This is a genomic window from Sphaerisporangium fuscum, assembly GCF_018531465.1.
GTDB lineage: Bacteria > Actinomycetota > Actinomycetes > Streptosporangiales > Streptosporangiaceae > Sphaerisporangium > Sphaerisporangium fuscum.
Map to the genome: position 1 here is coordinate 205646 of NZ_JAHDTF010000011.1, position 15686 is coordinate 221331.

Annotated in this window: 15 protein-coding genes; 5 read left to right on the forward strand and 10 right to left on the reverse strand. The window is 74.0% G+C overall.

Annotated features, from left to right (window positions below; genetic code table 11):
- Positions 1-111 precede the first annotated feature (111 nt).
- Positions 112-720 (forward strand): TetR/AcrR family transcriptional regulator, encoded by a 609-nt coding sequence (locus KIK05_RS14585; protein ID WP_214411226.1) that lies wholly within the window; start codon positions 112-114, stop codon positions 718-720.
- Between the two features lie 138 nt (positions 721-858).
- Here the strand turns inward: KIK05_RS14585 and pruA are convergent, their stop codons facing one another.
- Together pruA and KIK05_RS14595 are read right to left on the reverse strand one after the other, a co-directional pair.
- Entirely contained in the window at positions 859-2484 is a 1626-nt protein-coding gene (gene pruA, locus KIK05_RS14590; protein WP_214411227.1) for an L-glutamate gamma-semialdehyde dehydrogenase, read from the reverse strand.
- A gap of 8 nt (positions 2485-2492) precedes the next feature.
- On the reverse strand, positions 2493-3410 hold the full coding sequence (locus KIK05_RS14595; RefSeq protein ID WP_214411228.1) for a proline dehydrogenase family protein: 918 nt from the start codon (positions 3408-3410) through the stop codon (positions 2493-2495).
- A 94-nt stretch (positions 3411-3504) separates the two neighbouring features.
- Here KIK05_RS14595 and KIK05_RS14600 point away from each other — a divergent pair, with 94 nt between their 5' ends.
- Positions 3505-4569, forward strand: coding sequence for a PucR family transcriptional regulator (locus KIK05_RS14600; RefSeq protein WP_308249916.1), 1065 nt, complete (start codon positions 3505-3507; stop codon positions 4567-4569).
- Here KIK05_RS14600 and KIK05_RS14605 read toward each other — a convergent pair.
- Both KIK05_RS14605 and KIK05_RS14610 read right to left on the reverse strand, forming a co-directional pair.
- Positions 4554-5567 carry a glycoside hydrolase family 16 protein gene (locus tag KIK05_RS14605; RefSeq protein WP_214411230.1) on the reverse strand — a complete coding sequence of 338 codons (1014 nt, stop codon included), beginning with the start codon at positions 5565-5567 and terminating at the stop codon, positions 4554-4556. The two genes, KIK05_RS14600 and KIK05_RS14605, sit on opposite strands and share 16 nt — an antisense overlap.
- An 83-nt stretch (positions 5568-5650) precedes the next feature.
- Complete coding sequence (locus KIK05_RS14610) at positions 5651-6169, reverse strand: MarR family winged helix-turn-helix transcriptional regulator (protein WP_214411231.1); 519 nt, start codon at positions 6167-6169, stop codon at positions 5651-5653.
- A 69-nt stretch (positions 6170-6238) separates the two neighbouring features.
- Here KIK05_RS14610 and KIK05_RS14615 point away from each other — a divergent pair, with 69 nt between their 5' ends.
- The 3 genes from KIK05_RS14615 to KIK05_RS14625 all read left to right on the forward strand — a co-directional run bounded on the left by KIK05_RS14615 (position 6239) and on the right by KIK05_RS14625 (position 8548).
- Positions 6239-7027: an SDR family NAD(P)-dependent oxidoreductase gene (locus tag KIK05_RS14615; protein ID WP_214411232.1), complete on the forward strand. Its 789-nt coding sequence runs from the start codon at positions 6239-6241 to the stop codon at positions 7025-7027.
- 70 nt (positions 7028-7097) lie between these two features.
- Positions 7098-7913, forward strand: coding sequence for an SGNH/GDSL hydrolase family protein (locus KIK05_RS14620; RefSeq protein ID WP_214411233.1), 816 nt, complete (start codon positions 7098-7100; stop codon positions 7911-7913).
- On the forward strand, positions 7910-8548 hold the full coding sequence (locus tag KIK05_RS14625; protein WP_214411234.1) for an NAD(P)-dependent oxidoreductase: 639 nt from the start codon (positions 7910-7912) through the stop codon (positions 8546-8548). The genes KIK05_RS14620 and KIK05_RS14625 overlap by 4 nt, the downstream gene beginning before the upstream one ends.
- A 59-nt stretch (positions 8549-8607) precedes the next feature.
- Here the strand turns inward: KIK05_RS14625 and KIK05_RS14630 are convergent, their stop codons facing one another.
- From KIK05_RS14630 to KIK05_RS14655, 6 genes are read right to left on the reverse strand one after another with little or no spacing between them, the layout of a single operon-like run.
- Positions 8608-10119: a helix-turn-helix domain-containing protein gene (locus KIK05_RS14630; protein ID WP_214411235.1), complete on the reverse strand. Its 1512-nt coding sequence runs from the start codon at positions 10117-10119 to the stop codon at positions 8608-8610.
- On the reverse strand, positions 10116-11213 hold the full coding sequence (locus tag KIK05_RS14635) for an S-methyl thiohydantoin desulfurase family protein (RefSeq protein ID WP_214411236.1): 1098 nt from the start codon (positions 11211-11213) through the stop codon (positions 10116-10118). The genes KIK05_RS14630 and KIK05_RS14635 overlap by 4 nt, the downstream gene beginning before the upstream one ends.
- Before the next feature lie 4 nt (positions 11214-11217).
- Positions 11218-11928, reverse strand: a complete 711-nt coding sequence (locus tag KIK05_RS14640; RefSeq protein ID WP_214411237.1) for an SDR family oxidoreductase — start codon at positions 11926-11928, stop codon at positions 11218-11220.
- The gene (locus KIK05_RS14645; RefSeq protein WP_214411238.1) at positions 11925-13019 is read right to left on the reverse strand and encodes an S-methyl thiohydantoin desulfurase family protein; all 1095 of its coding nucleotides are present in this window, start codon (positions 13017-13019) and stop codon (positions 11925-11927) included. Before KIK05_RS14645 ends, KIK05_RS14640 begins: the two co-directional genes overlap by 4 nt.
- Entirely contained in the window at positions 13016-14086 is a 1071-nt protein-coding gene (locus KIK05_RS14650) for an S-methyl thiohydantoin desulfurase family protein (RefSeq protein WP_214411239.1), read from the reverse strand. The genes KIK05_RS14645 and KIK05_RS14650 overlap by 4 nt, the downstream gene beginning before the upstream one ends.
- A gap of 1 nt (position 14087) precedes the next feature.
- Positions 14088-15659 carry a hydantoinase/oxoprolinase N-terminal domain-containing protein gene (locus tag KIK05_RS14655; RefSeq protein ID WP_443729119.1) on the reverse strand — a complete coding sequence of 524 codons (1572 nt, stop codon included), beginning with the start codon at positions 15657-15659 and terminating at the stop codon, positions 14088-14090.
- Positions 15660-15686: the final 27 nt, after the last annotated feature.

The window sequence follows — 15686 nt, forward strand, 5'->3', positions numbered from 1 at the left end:
ATGACGGCCAAACAGGCCTGCAGTTCCGTTAAACTGAGAGAACCGTAGCACTAGATGCGCCCCTAAGGGAACTGAAGTACCGATAAGGGGGCCCTTGAGGAGGAGTCCGTCATGGCCGCCGCTCCACAACCCGGTGCCGTCCGACCTGGCGGGCGCACCGCCCGCGTTCGCGAGGCCGTCCTCGAGGCCGCCGGTGACGCCCTGGCGGAGAAGGGCTTCGACGGGCTCGACCTCGGCGAGATCGCGCGGGCGGCGGGCGTCGGGAAGACCACCGTCTACCGCCGCTGGGGCACACCCGGCGCGCTCGCCGCCGACCTTCTCCAGGACATGGCCGAACGATCCCTGCCCCGCTCCCGCAACGGCGACGTCGGCCAGGACCTGCGCGACAACGCCCGCCTGGTGGTCAAGACCCTCACCGATCCCCGCCAGGGCCGGCTGTTCAAGGCGCTGATCGCCGCCTCACTCTGCAACGACCAGGCCACGCAGGCGCTGCACCGCTTCTACGCCGTACGCATCGAGGAGTGGTCCGGCTGCGTCACCGACGCCATAGAACGAGGCGAACTGCCTCCCGGCACCGACCCGCGCCGGGTGATCGCCGCCGTCTCCGCGCCCCTGTACTACGCCCTGCTCAACACCGGGGAACCCCTGGACGACGCCGCCGCGGATCGCGCCGCCGCGGCGGCGCTGGCGGCGGCCCGGGCCGGGGTCATCTCGGGGTGAACGCCGCGGCGGAGCAAGCGAAAAGCCCGGACGGTCGGCACGACCGTCCGGGCATCGCTGTCCCTGCGGGAGATGGTGGCCAAGAGGCCTGGTGGCGCCGAGGGCGGGTGTCCGCGCCCCCGGCACCGCGGGTGGGGCTCAGCCCATGTGCGGGTAGCGGTGGTCGACCGGCGGGTTGAAGGTCTCCTTGACCGCGCGGGCGTTGACCCAGCGGACCAGGTTGAAGATCGAGCCGGCCTTGTCGTTGGTGCCCGACGCGCGGGCCCCGCCGAAGGGCTGCTGGCCGACGACGGCGCCGGTGGGCTTGTCGTTGACGTAGAAGTTGCCGGCGGCGAAGCGCAGCCGCTCGCTCGCCGAGGCGATGGCGTACCGGTCCTGGGCGATGATCGAGCCGGTGAGGGCGTACGGCGAGACGCTCTCCATCTGGTCGAGCACCGCGTCGTAACGGCTGTCGTCGTACACGTGCACCGCCAGGACCGGCCCGAAGTACTCCTTCACGAAGATCTCGTCCGCCGGGTCCGAGCCCTCCAGGACGGTCGGCCTGATGAAGTAGCCGGTGGAGTCGTCGTAGGAGCCGGTGAGCACGTTGATCGAGTCGGTGGCGCGCGCCCGGTCGATGGCGGCCTTGTTCTTGGCGAAGGCCCGGCCGTCGATCACGGCGCCCATGAACGTCGACAGGTCGGCGGCGACGTCGCCCACGGTCAGCGACTCGGCCGTGGCCACCACCTCGTCGCGGATCGCCGACCAGATGGAGCGCGGGACGTACGCCCGCGAGGCCGCCGAGCACTTCTGGCCCTGGTACTCGAACGCGCCACGGATCAGCGCGGTGGTCAGCACCGCCGGGTCGGCCGAGGGGTGGGCGAGCACGAAGTCCTTGCCGCCGGTCTCGCCGACCAGGCGCGGGTAGCCGCGGTAGGAGGCGATGTTGGCCCCCACGGTCGCCCACAGGTGCTGGAAGGTGGCCGTGGAGCCGGTGAAGTGGATGCCGGCCAGGTTCGGGTCGGTCAGCGCCACCTCCGACACCGCGGCGCCGTTGCCGGTGACCATGTTGATCACACCGGGAGGCAGCCCGGCCTCCTCCAGCAGCCGCATGGTGAAGTGCGCGGCGAACTGCTGCGTCGGGGACGGCTTCCAGACCACGACGTTGCCCATGAGAGCGGCCGAGGTCGGCAGGTTGCCGGCGATGGCGGTGAAGTTGAACGGCGTGATCGCCAGCACGAAGCCCTCGAGCGGCCGGTACTCCATCCGGTTCCACACGCCGGGGGAGGAGATCGGCTGCTCGTTCAGCAGCTGGCGGGCGAAGGCCACGTTGAAGCGCAGGAAGTCGATCAGCTCGCAGGCCGCGTCGATCTCCGCCTGCTGCGCCGACTTCGACTGGCCGAGGATCGTCGCGGCGTTCAGCGTCGCGCGGCGCGGGCCGGCGAGCAGGTCGGCGGCCTTGAGGAAGATCGCCGCGCGCTCGTCGAACGACAGCGCCCGCCAGGCCGGGGCCGCCTTCAGGGCGGCGTCGATGGCGGCACGCACGTCGGTGGCCGAGGCGTCGGCCGTGCGTCCGAGCACGTGGGCGTGGTTGTGCGGCTGCACGACGTCGATCGCGGCGCCCGACGCCATGCGCTGCTCGCCGCCGATCGTCATGGTCAGGTCGATCGCGGCGCCGGAGAGCTCCTTGATACGGCTCTCGAGCGCGGAACGCTCGGCGCTGCCGGGGGCGTAGCCGTACACCGGCTCGTTCGCCGGGACGGGGACGTTGCTGACGGCATCCATGGAAGACCTCACTTGGAGCGGAGTGAACGCAGGAAGAACGCGACGTTGGCAGGGCGCTCGGCCAGGCGGCGCATGAAGTAGCCGTACCAGTCGTCGCCGTAGGGCACGTAGACGCGGACCTTCGAGCCCGCGATGGCGAGCGCCTCCTGCTTGTCGGTCCTGATCCCGTAGAGCATCTGGTATTCGAAACTGTCGCGGCCGCGCCCGTGGCGGTCGGCCAGCAGCTCGGTGATGGCGATCAGCCGGTCGTCGTGCGTGGCCACCATGGGATACCCCTTCCCCTCCATGAGGATCCGCAGGCACCGCACGTACGCCTTGTCGACGTCGGTCTTCTTCTGGTACGCCACCGTCATCGGCTCGGCGTAGGCACCCTTGACCAGGCGCACCCGCGACCCCTCGTAGGCCAGATCGCGCAGGTCGGACTCGCTGCGGTACAGGTAGGCCTGGACGGCCACGCCGGTGGCGGGGAAGTCCTCGCGCAGCGTGCGCAGGATCGACAGCGTGGAGTCGACCGTGGTGTGGTCCTCCATGTCGAGGGTCACGGTGGTGCCGGCGTCGCGGGCGGCGGAGCAGATCTCCCTGGCGTGGTCGAGGGCCATGCCCTGGTCGAGCACCTGGCCGACGGCCGACAGCTTGACCGACACCTCGGCGCGGTCGCCGAGCCCGAGCGGGCGGAGCGCGTCGAGCATGGCGACGTACGCCTTGACGGTCTCCGCCGCGGCCCTGGCGTCCTTGGTCTCCTCGCCCAGGTGGTCGAGGGTGACCGTGAGGCGGGCGTCGGTGAGGCGCTGGACCGCCGACAGGGCGTCCGCGGTGCCCTCACCGGCGACGAACCGGTCGACCACGTGCCGGGTGACCGGGAGACCGGAGACGGCGCGGCGCGCGAGGGAACTCCGCGACGCCGCCAAAAGTACGGAACCGAGCATGTTCACCACCCTAAATCCGCAGTTCAGCGGCATCCATGGACAACCGCCACGGCTCACGGCTACCCCGTTCATACATATGTATGACAATGGGCGGGTGGACCTGCAGGAAATCGTCGACGAGATCGCCCGCGTGCTCGACGCCTCGGCGACACTGGAAGACCGCTCCTTCCAGTTGCTCGCCTACGCCGCCCAGAGCGGCGACATCGACACGGTGCGGCGCGAGTCGATCCTGCGCCGCCGCGCCTCCGACGAGGTCCGCGCCTACTTCGAGGGGTACGGCATCGCCTCGGCGCCCGGGCCGGTGCGCATCCCCGCCGACGAGCGTCTCGGCGTGCTCGCCCGGGTCTGCGTGCCGCTGCGCCACCGCGAGGTGACCTACGGGTATCTGTGGCTGCTCGACTCGGGGAAGCTGGACGACCGGCTGCTCGCGAGCGTCTCGCCGCTGGTCGAGCAGGCCGCGGCCGTGCTCGCCCGCGAGGCCCGCAGCCGCGCCGACCTCGGGGCGCGCCTGCGCGACCTGCTGTCGGCCGATCCCGAGCTGCGCGCCGCCGCGGGCCTCGACCTGGCCGGGCCCGTCGCCGCGATCGCCGTCCACAGCGTCTCCGGCCGGGTGGTGCCGCTGTGGACGCTGCCGCGCGGCGTCCTCGCCGACGCCGGCGACCCCGTCACCGCCGTCCTGGCGCCCGCCGCGCAGGCCCGCGCGGTCGCCGGCCGCGTCCAGGCCCTGTACGGCACGGCCGCCGGCATCGGCGGGGCCCGGGAGGATCCGGGCGAGGCGTGGCGGAGCTGGCGGGAGGCGACGCTGGCCCTGCGGGTGGCCCAGAGGGTGCCGAGGTTCGCCTCTGTCGCCGCCTGGGCCGACCTGGGCGTCCACCGCGTCCTGGCGCGCCTGTCCGGGGCGCAGCTCGCCGACCTGGCGGCCGAGGCGGGCGCGCTCGAACCCGAGCTGGCCCGCACCGTCGAGACCTACCTCGACCGGGCCGGGCAGGCGGGAGAGACCGCCGCGCGGCTCGGGGTGCACCGGCAGACGCTGTACTACCGGCTGGCCAAGGCCGAGCGCCTGACCGGGCTCGACCTCGCCGACGGCGAGAACCGCCTGGTCCTCCACCTCGCCCTCAAGGCCGCCGAGCTCCTCGGCGGACCTCAGGGCGCGCGGTAGATCTTGACCCAGTCGACGAACATCGAGACCGTCCGGGGCGTGGAGGCGTTGCGGCAGGGGGACCACTGGTTGCACACCACGTCGTTCTGCAGCGTCAGGTGCATCGGCTGCCCCTCCGGCACGCGGGGCCCGGCGTAGTCCCAGGTCTTCTGCCCGTCGAGCCAGAAGGTCAGCCGGCCGGGCAGCCAGTCGACGGCCACGGTGTGCCACTGGGTGAAGTCGGCGCGCATCTGGCTCTGCGCCTGCGGGGCCTCGCCCCGGTGGACGTAGATGCCGCCGGTCCGCCGCGAGGGGTCGATCACCTCGGCGAAGTCGATCTCGGAGTACTCGCCGTTCTCGCTGCTCGGCCACAGCAGGGTGACCAGGGAGTACCCGGCGCCCGCCTCGCCCCGGAACCGCACCTCCCACCGGCCGTACGTCTGCGACAGGTGGCTCGCGACCCCGCCGGAGAGGTCCTTCCCGCCGTAGAAGCCGCCGGTCATGTGCAGCACGCCGTCGTGAACGGTGGTGGCGCGCGCCGTCCGGGGGTTCACCTGGGCGTCGGGGGAGTCGTACACCTCCCATCTGCTCCGGTCGATCGCGCCGCCGTCGAAGTTCTCCACCAGCACCGGCGTGCCCCACCGGGCGTCCGGCTGCGCCGAGACGCGCTGGGTGGCCTGCCCGGAGGGCGCGCTCACGGCGGGGCGTCGCGTGGCGCTCGCGGAGGGGCGGCCGTACGAGGCGGGCGGGGGGACGGGGCGTTCGTACCGGCGGTCGTACACCGGCGGCGGAGGGGACGTGGGACCGTACCCGGACGGGTGGCCGCCGCTCGCCGGGCGGCCGGTGACCGGGCCGGCGTGCGGAGGGTGGTCCTGGGCCGAGGGGGAGGGGCGGCCGTGCGCCGCGGGCGGGCGGGCCGCGCCGACCGGGTGGCCCCCGTACGGGCCGTCGTGCCCCGGACCGGGACAGAGGCTCAACGTCGTCGCCGCTACGATCATGTACGCGTTACGAATCGACATGCGCCCATGAAAGCAAGCGAACACCCCTGATCACCGGCTTATAGCGATTCGGTGTCGCATCGGGCCGCCCGCTGAGGCTCTTGTCACCGAGAGGTGTCGGGGCGGCGGGCGTGGGCGGGTCGCCGGTACCCGGGGTGCACGCCGGCCGTGAGCCCCTGCCGGTCGGCGATGAGCCCGAGCAGGGTGGCGAGTTGTTCCCGCTGGGACTCGTCCAGCCCGGAACAGATGTCGTCCTCGTGGGCGGAGGCCACGCGCCAGATCTCGCCCATGAGGCGCTCCGCCTCGGGGGTGAGGTGCAGGGCGTGGTTGCGGCGGTCCTCGGGGCTGCGGCGCCGCTCCACGAGCCCCTTGCGGTCGAGGTTGTCGATCAGCGTGACGACGCGGCTGGGCACGACACCGAGATCGGCGGCCAGCGACTGCTGGCTGCGGCCCGGGCTGGTGGCGATCATGCGCAGCAGCCCGATGTCGGGCGGGGTCAGCCCGAGTTCGCCGACCCGCTCGGCGAAGCGCCCTGTCGCGTGGGCGCCGAGCTGCGCCAGCAGGAACGCCACTCCCCTCGGCCGGGGGTGCTCGCCGTCGGTCGGTTGCCAGGGTGCGGTCACTGTCCTATCGTACTCGCATCAGAATCATTCTCCATAGTGAATCATTCACCTCAGAGAACGGAGTTCGACGTGAACGCAGCGGAGACGGCCGGCGCCTGGCCCCGGCACCCCGGCCTCGACGGCAAGGTCGCGCTGGTCACCGGCGGTTCCGGCGAGATCGGCGCCGCGACCAGCCGCGCCCTCGCGGCCAACGGCGTCAAGGTGGGCGTCAACGGCCGCGACCGGGTGGCGATCGACGCGGTCGTCGAAGCCATCGAGGCGGCCGGCGGGCAGGCGGTCGCGGTGCCCGGCGATGTCACCGATCCCGAAGCGGTCGCGCGGATGCGCGAGACCGTGGAGAGCGCGCTCGGCCCGGTGGACGTCCTCGCGCCGTTCGCCGGCGGCCAGGGCAGGCCCGTGCCCACGGTGGAGCTGGCCCCCGACCAGTGGCGGGCCGTCATCGACTCCGACCTGACCTCGGCCTTCCTCACGGTGCGGGAGTTCCTTCCCGGGATGGTGGAACGCGGGGCCGGATCAGTGATCATGATGGCGTCCTCGGCCGGGCGGCTGCCGAGCGGCGCCAACGCCGCCTACGCCGCCGCCAAGGCCGGGGTGATCATGCTCGCCAAGCACCTCGCCAACGAGGTCGGGCCCGCGGGCGTGCGGGTCAACTGCCTGGCGCCGTCGGCGGTCCTCAACGGCAAGATGCGGCGCTTCATGCCGGACGAGGAGCGCGAGCGGCTGGCCCGCGCGTTCCCGCTCGGCCGGCTGGGGATGCCGGAGGACGTCGCGCACGCCGTGCTGTACCTGGCCTCGGCCGCGTCGTCCTGGGTCACCGGGGTCACCCTCGACCTGACCGGCGGCCGGGTCATCGCATGACCCTTCCTGGCCGCGCCCCGCGGCAAGCCCATCGGCCCACGGCCGGACGACCCCACCCCGGAGAGATCACATGAACTTCCCCTTCACCGAACGTCTCGTGCGCTTCCAGCAGCCCGAGAAGGTCCTGACCTACCTCGGCAAGGTCGACGAAGCCCATCTGTTCGGCCTCGACCCCGACGAACACCGGGCCCTGCTCGAAGGCTTCGACGAGCAGGTCCGGAAGGCGGCGGCCGATCTCCTGGGCGACCCCGGGACGGCCGAGCGGGTCGACCGGCTGCCGTTCGCCCCCGGAGACCACGTCGTCGTCATCGGCGAGAGCACCAGCGCCGACCGGTTGTCCTGGTTCGAGATCCTGCGGCACCTGGTCTCCCTGCGGCGCCCCTCCGACGGGATCACGTTCACGAACCTCGCGATCTCGGGCTGCACCACCACCCAGGCCCTGACCGGCCTGCCCGGCCTCGCCCACCACCGCCCCGACTGGGTGCTGTGCATGCTCGGCGGCAACGACGCCCGGCGCCTCGGGGGCGCGGACGGGCCCACGCTGGTCAGCCTGGCCGAGACCGAACGCAACCTGCTCGCCCTGCGCGATCTGGCCGCCGCGCACGTCCCGGCCCGGTGGGTCTGGCTCACGCCGAGCGCGGTGGACGAACGGCGGGCCGCCGCCTACCCGCACTTCCAGCGTGCCGGGCTCAGCTGGGGCAACGGCGACATCGACGCCATCGCCCGCTTCCTGCTCGACCGGCCGGAACCGGCCGTCGACACCCGGACCGCCACGATAGGCGGCACGGAGAGCGGGCTGCACCTCGACGACGGGGTGCACCTCACCCCGGCCGGCCAGCGGGCCGTGGCCGCCGCGGTGGTCGAGGGCCTGGCGAGGCTGTCGTGAGATTGCTGATCTTCGGGGTCACGGGCGGCACAGGCGCCCGGCTGCTGCAACAGGCACTCGCCGCGGGGCACGAGGTGACCGCGGTCGCCCGCGACCCCGGCTCGGTCGGCGAGCGGGGCCACGACCGCCTGACCGTGCTCCGCGGCGACGTGCTCGAACCGGGGACGTGGCGCGCGGCGGTCCCCGGCCACGACGCCGTGCTCTCCTGCCTCGGCAGCACCGACCGCAAGCACCCCACCACGGTCTACTCCCAGGGTTCGGCCAACATCCTCGAGGCCATGCGCCCCGCCGGGGCGCGCCGCTTCGTCTGCCTGTCCTCGGCCGGCCTGGAGATCGCGCCCGGGACCCCGCTGCCGCAGCGCCTGGTCACCCGATTCGTCATCCAGCGCCTCTACCGCCACGGTTACGCCGACATGGCCGAGATGGAACGCCTCGTCAGGGCGAGCGACGCCGACTGGACCGTCATCCGGCCGCCGATGCTGACCGACGGCCCTCTCACAGGCCGGTACCGGACGGCGATCGGCGCGCCCCTCCCCGGCGCCAGGTCGGTCGCCCGGGCCGACCTGGCCGACTGCGTGCTCTCCCTGATCGACGACCGCCGCACCTGGCGGGCGGTCGTCGAGATCTCCGGCTGAGCGACACCCGCACACTTCCGGTCCGTGCTCCTCGCGCCGGCCGGTCCGGGGGCGCCGGGTCAGCGGCCGGGGAGGGTGACCGTGCGGCAGGCCAGGTGGAGGGCCAGGCGTTCGTCGCGGTGGCGCAGGTCCACCCCCAGCAGCCGCTCGATCCGGTCGATCCGCGCCGTCACGGTGTTGCGGTGCACCCCCAGCACCGCCGCCGTCTCCGCGATCGACGACTCCGCGTCGAGGTAGGCCGACAGCGTGCGCACCAGGTCGCCCGGCTGGTCGCGCAGCGGTGCCAGCAGCGCGCGCGCCGCCGGCTCGAAGGTGTCGGTCCGCGTCCACTCCAGCAGCAGCTGTGCCATGCCGAGCTGGTCGACGTGCAGGAAGAAGCCCGTCTCGGGGCGGGTCGCCGCGAGCCTGGCCGCGTCGGTGGCCTCCGCCAGCGTGCCCGCCAGCCCGTCGGCCCGGGGGTGCGGCCGGCCGACGCCCATGTGGGCGCTGATCGAGCCCTGCAGCTTGCGGTTGGCGGCGTGCAGGTCGGCCGCCAGGGCGCGCACCCGGGCGGCGGTGGGCTCCTGGGCGAACGTCGTCCACGCCGTCCACCCTTCGCCGTGCTCGACGACGACGGCGTCGATGCCCTCGCCGTGCAGGACGCGGGAGATCTCCGCCGTCCGGGCCACGATGTCGAGCGCCGACACCGCGCCGATACGGATGCCGACGTGCCAGCCGCCGAGCCGCCACCCGGCGTCGGCCACCCGCCTGCGCAGCTCGGCGGGCGGCTCGCCGTCCAGGCGCAGCAGGTCGCCGAGCAGCGCGGTACGCGCCCGCGCGTCGCGTTCCAGCTCCAGCCGGTGGGACAGCAGCCAGCGCTGCACCGCGGCGGCCGCCACGGCCAGGGCGGGGGGCACGACGTCGGCGCGCGCCGCCGCCGTGCCGCGCAGCTCGGTGGCCAGCCAGAACGTCGGGCGCGCCGGGTGCGGCAGCAGCGCCGGGTGCGCGAGCAGCACCCCGTCGGGGAGGTCGGCGCGCTGCGGGACGGGTTCGTCGGCCCGTACGGCGCCGGGCTCGGCCAGGTCGCCCGCCAGCGGCTGCCCCCGGTCGTCGAGCAGGCCCACCGGAGTGCCGAGCAGGTCCCTCAGCCGCCGCACCACCTCCTCCGGGGTGCACGGCCGGTCGAAGGCGCGGTGCGCGGCGAGCACGAGCCGGGCGCGGTCGATCTCCGGCGCGGCCAGCAGCAGACGCGCCGCGACGACCAGGTCCAACGGATCCCCGCCGGTGCCGAGAAGGGGAAGCCCGAGCCGGTCGGCCAGCAGCAGCGTGGCGCGCGGCGGGCCGCAGGGCACGAGCACGCCCGCCCCGCCCGCGTCCGCCACCCGCCGCAGCAGCGCGTCGACGCGCCAGTCGCCGGGGTCGAGCCGTCCCGTCACGACGACCAGTTCGTCGCCGGCGACGGGACCGCCGGCTCCCGGGCCGGCGACCGGGCGGACCGTGCGCACCGGCGCGTCGAGCCCCGCCGATCCGGCCAGCACACGCACCTCGCCGCTCCACTCGGGCAACGCCAGCAGCCTGCGTACGCTGGTCATCGGCCCGTCCCCAGCAGCGCGGGGTCGCAGTCGATGCCGTAGGCGCGCGGCGCGAGGACGTCCAGCCTGCCCGGGTGGGTCCAGAACGGTGAGATCGCCAGCTGCAGCACCATGACCTCCATGCCCGGGCGGACCGTGTCGCACGCGATCGGCACGGCGGTGCGGCGGTCCAGCACCGCGAGCACGTCGGGGGTGGACGCCACGACGAGCCCGTCGCGCAGCGCCAGGAGGTATTCGTTCTCCATCTCCAGGCGCAGCAGCGCGCCGGAGGCGTGGTCGGCCAGCGTGACGCTGCCCCGCGCGAATCCGGCGCGGCCGTGCAGTTCGGGGCCCGGGCGCCGGGTCACCTCGGCCACGCGGCCGAGCGCCAGTACGCGTCCGTTCGTGGCGGCGGCCAGCCGGGCCGGGTCGGGGGACTCGCCCAGGGCCAGCACCTGGCGGCCCAGCCACAGCGCGGAGGACACCGAGGCGACCACGGCGCAGGCGGCGAGCTCCCGCGCCCGGATCGGCGCGAGGGCCAGCATCGCCCACCCGCCCGCGCTGGGCAGGAACGCCCGCGCCATGCGCTCCAGGTCGCCCGGCGCGCCGGTGGCCTGCAGGAGCACCTGCCCGCTCGGCTCGGCCAGCGCCGCGGGCACGACCGGGCGGCCCGCGGCCCCGAGGGAGAGCTGGTCCAGCCGCGGCAGCCCGCGGCCGGACAGGTCGGCGTCCACGGTGGACAGGCCGAGGTCGCAGGCGGCGACCAGCGGCATCACGCCGTTCAGCCCGCCGATCTCGATGGAGACCAGCGCGTCGGCGCGGGTGCCCGTCCAGCGTTCGACGGCGCCGACGGCCGCGGCGAACTCGTGGCCGCCCGGCAGCTTCTCGGTGAACACGGCCGTCGCGCCGACCACCCCCACCGGGACGATCCACGCGTCGGGCGGCAGGTCGGCGATCGGGTGCACGGCGATGTCGAGGCCGGAGGCCAGCCGCCGGCGCAGCAGGGTCGCCGCGGTCCGGCTGTCCCCGCCGCCTCCGGAGCCGAGCACGGCGACCCCCCGTTCCAGGGCCGCCACGTCCGCCACGTCGATCCGCACCCCATCAGCTTGCCGCACGTGTTCACCTGAGCGCGTAGCCGCCGTCGGGGTACAGGGCCGAGCCGGTCATGTAGGTGGCGGTGAACAGGAACATGACGGCGTCCGCCACCTCCCCCTCCCGGCCCACCCGGCCGAGCAGCGTGTCGCGGGAGTACTGCGCGAAGCTCGCCCGCCGCACCTCCGCCGGCCGCTGCGACCACAGGTTGCCGTCGATGGTGCCGGGGGAGACGACGTTCACCCGGACGGGCGCCAGTTCCACGGCCAGGCCGCGGCCGAGCCCCTCGATGGCGGCGTTGCACGCCACGTACGCGGGGGCCGCCGCGGGTGGCCTGACGCTCGCCGCACCTGACATCAGCACGATCGACGCGTCCTCGCCGAGCTTCGGCAGGGCGAACCGGACGGCGTGGTACTGGCCCCAGAACTTCGACTCGAACGGGCTGCGCGCCTCCTCGTCGCCGAGCTCCCGCATCGGGCCGACCGTGTAGGAGGCGGCCGGGGTGAACAGGTGGTCCACGCGGTCGACCGCGGCGAAGAACGCGGCCAGCGAATCGGTGTCGGTGGTGTCCACGACGTGCCAGCTCGCCGCCTCGCCGAGTTCGGCGGCGGCCGCCTCCAGCCGTGCCCGGGTGCGGCCGCCGAGCACCACCCGGGCCCCGGCGGCCACCGACCGCCGGGCCACCTCCAGGCCGATGCCCGATCCGCCGCCGATGATCACTACCGTGCGCCCGTTCATCGAAGCTCCTCCACGGGCCTGAAGTCGTGGGGCAGGCCGAACGCGGCGGGCCCGAACACCGCGAGCGCCTCCGGCGTCCTCATCAGATCAGGGGTGGAGATGCCCACGACGGTGACCCGCTGGCCGTAGCGCAGGTTCTCCGTCGTGATCGGCTCGGCCTGGTCGGCCTCCAGCACGCACACCAGGTCGGGCACGACGCACCGCACCTCGCCGTCCACCAGCGCCACCAGGTGCTCGTTCTGGAACACCAGCTCCAGCTTGTGCCTGCCGTCGAACGACACCGCCGCCGCCCGGCCGCGTGCGAAGCCCGCCTCGGTGCGCCGCTCCACGTCGGAGATCTTGCCGCGGAACAGCACCCGCAGGTGCCCGTACAGCGTGTCGCGCAGCGCCTCGGCCAGCGCCGCCACCGGGTCGGCGCCGCGTTCCCTGGCCTGCCGGATCGTACGGCCGACGGTCAGCGCGAGCGTCAGCGTGCGCGGCACCGCCGTGCGCCTGACCTCCGCGCCGCTCATCGCGTACTCGGCGATGTGCGCCACCCCGCCCAGCCGGATCGTGATCCCGCGGGCCAGCCACTCCATCCGTTTGTTGTCGCGGCCGGTGTCGATGATCGTGGTCTCGCCGCGCTCGCCAGCGACGGCCATCGGAGAGCCCGGCACCCCGTACACGCCGAAGGTCTCCATCTGCAGCTCGGGGAAGGCACGGCCCATGCCGTCGGCGTCCACGACCGGCAGGCCGGTGCGGGCGGCCACCACGAGGGGGATCATCGAGTTGATCCCGCCGCATTCGATCGGCATGGTGGCGCCGGCCCTGCGGCCCAGGTGCGCCTCCAGCGCGCGCAGCGCGGCGATCGGCTCGGTGCCGCACGGCAGCTTCTCGTGCACCACGGTCGGCGCGCCCATCTGCGCCGTCGGGATGACCAGGGCGTCGTCGGCCAGCTCGTCGGGGTCGAGGACGGTGACCGGACCGTGCTCGCGGATCGCCTGCCGCACCAGCAACCGCCCGACGTACGGGTCGCCGCCGCCGCCCGTGCCCAGGACGGCGGCACCGCGGGCCAGGTCCGGAAGGTCCTGTTCGGTCAGCGACCGGCTCACCGTCCCGCCCCCACCGGGTCGAGGTCGTAGCCGAAGTAGCGCGGCCCGGCCAGCGCCAGGCCCTCGGGGGTGTGCCAGCGCGGGTCGCACGGGGCGGAGATGACGGTCACCCGCTGCCCGAACCGCAGCGACTCGGTGGTCACGGCGTCGCCGGTCTCGCGGTCCAGGGTGCAGATCAGGTCGGGCACGCAGGCCTGCACCGCGCCGTCGACCTCGGCCACCAGGTACTCGTTCTGGAAGCGGAGCACCAGCTCGCCGCCGGTGTCGCCGTCCGTGCCCGACAGCGTCGCGGTGCCGCGGGCGAAGCCGGTCACGGTCCGGCGCTCGACGTCGACCACCTTCCCGCCGAACAGCCTGCGGCCCCCCAGCCGCGCCACCACGGCGTCCACCGGGTCGGCGTGCCCGGCGCGGGCCTGACGCACCAGCGCGCCCAGCTCGGCGCACAGGCTGAGGGTGCCCGGCACGAGCGACTCGGCCGCCTGGGCGCCGGTCATCGCGTACGAGCTGATCATGGCCGAGCAGCCCATGTCGATGGTCGCCGAGCGGGCCAGCCGTTCGGCCCAGTGGTTGTCCACGGTGTCCAGGACGGCCCGGTTGCCCTTCTCGTCGGCGATCGCCATGGGCGTGGCCCGCACCCCGTACAGCGTGGGGAGCACCATCTGGATCTCCGGGAACGCCCGGCCCATGCCGTCGGCGTCCACCAGCGGCAGTCCCAGCTGTGCCGCGGCGACCACGGGGATCAGCGAGTTGACCCCGCCCGCCTCGGCGCAGGCGATGTGGGTGAGCTCGCGGCCGAGGTAGCCGGCCAGGGCCTCGGCCGCGACGGCGACCTGGTCGGTGACCGGCAGCTTCTCCACCATCACGGTGGGCGCGCCCATCATCGCCACCGGCAGGACGGAGGCGTCGGCGGGCAGCTCCTCCAGCGGGCACAGCCGCACCGGGCCGTGGCGGCGCAGGGCGGAGGCGGCCAGCAGCCGGCCGATGTGCGGGTCGCCGCCGCCGCCCGTGCCCAGGATCGCCGCGCCGCGCGCGATGTCGTCCAGGTCCGCAAGGGTGATCTCGCGCATGTCAGCGTCCCTTCGTGTCGGTCAGCTGCAGCTCGCCCACGGCCTTGGCCCTGATGCGGGTCCCGTTGCCGGGCAGGTAGGGGATCGGCACCTCGTCGAAGTCCACGATCTGGACGGTCGAGGGGGACGCGCCCGCCGCCACGGCCCGGTCCACCGCCTCCTGCTTGGCCGCGTCGACCACGGTGTCACGGCGGCCGGGCTCCACGGCGTACACCCGGTCGACCTCGCCGCCGATCTGGGCGATGGCCGCGCCGATCGCGTTGGCCACCGCGTAGTGCTCGGGCCGGTGCACGGCGCCCACGTCGCCCAGCTCGTCGGGCAGCAGCATCGAGCCGCCGCCGACCGCGACCACCGGCAGCGGCTCGGCGGAGGTGCGCATGCGCTCCACGGCGTCGGCGACGTCGCCGGCGATGCGCCGGAGGGCGGCCTCGACCAGGTCCTTGTCCAGGTGGGCCACCAGGCCCGGGTCGCCTATCCGCGCCCGGCCCGCGGCCACGGCGATGTCGGTGGCGGTCAGCGTGTCGCCGCCGAACACCAGCGCCTTCGACGTCAGCTCGTAGCCCACCGAGTCGGGCCCGACCGTCACCCCGCCCGCGTCGCCGCGGACCCGGCTGCCGCCGCCGATGCCGATCGACAGCACGTCCGGCATGCGGAAGTTGGTACGGATGCCCGCCACGGTCACGTCGGTCGTCGCCTCGCGCGGGAACCCGTGCCGCAGCACGCCCACGTCGCTGGTGGTGCCGCCCACGTCCACCACCGCGCAGGTGTCCAGGCCGGACAGCACGGCGGCGCCGCGCATGGAGTTGGTCGGGCCCGAGGCGAACGTCGCCACCGGATAGCGGCGGGCGAAGTCGACGTCCATCAGCGTGCCGTCGTTCTGGCTCAGGTACAGCGGGGCGGTGATGCCCGCCCCGCTGACCGAGGTCGCCAGGCCGTCCACGATGTGCGCGGCCAGCTCGCGGAGCGCGGCGTTGATGATGGTCGCGTTCTCCCGCTCCAGCAGGCCGATCCGTCCGATCTCGTGCGACAGGGAGACCGCCACGTCCGGCAGCTCCGCCGCGATGATCTCCGCCGCGCGGGCCTCGAACTCGGCGTTGACCGGGGAGAAGACCGAGGTGATCGCGACGCTGCGCACCCCGGCCAGCCCCATGTCCTCGGCCGCCTTGCGGATCTCGGCCTCGTCCAGCTCCGCGATGTGCCTGCCGTCGAACTCGTGCCCGCCGTGCACGAGGTAGCTTCGGCCCGCCACCGCGTCGACCAGCCGCTGCGGCCAGTCGACCATCGGCGGCAGTGACGCGCCGGCGGGCAGGCTCAGCCGCAGCGCCGCGGTCGGCGCGAGCCGGCGGGCCTCCACCAGGGCGTTGATGAAGTGGGTGGTGCCGATCATCACCGCCCGCACCTCCGCCGGGTCGAACGCCCGCTGCGCCTGCAGCCCCTCGACGGCGGCCACGATGCCGGAGGTGACGTCGGTGGTGGTGCTGGTCTTGACGGCGGCGAGCACCTGCCTGCCGTCCAGCAGGACGGCGTCGGTGTTGGTGCCACCCACGTCGATGCCGATACGCACGAGATTCACAACTCCTCTTCAGACGGCTTTGTCGGC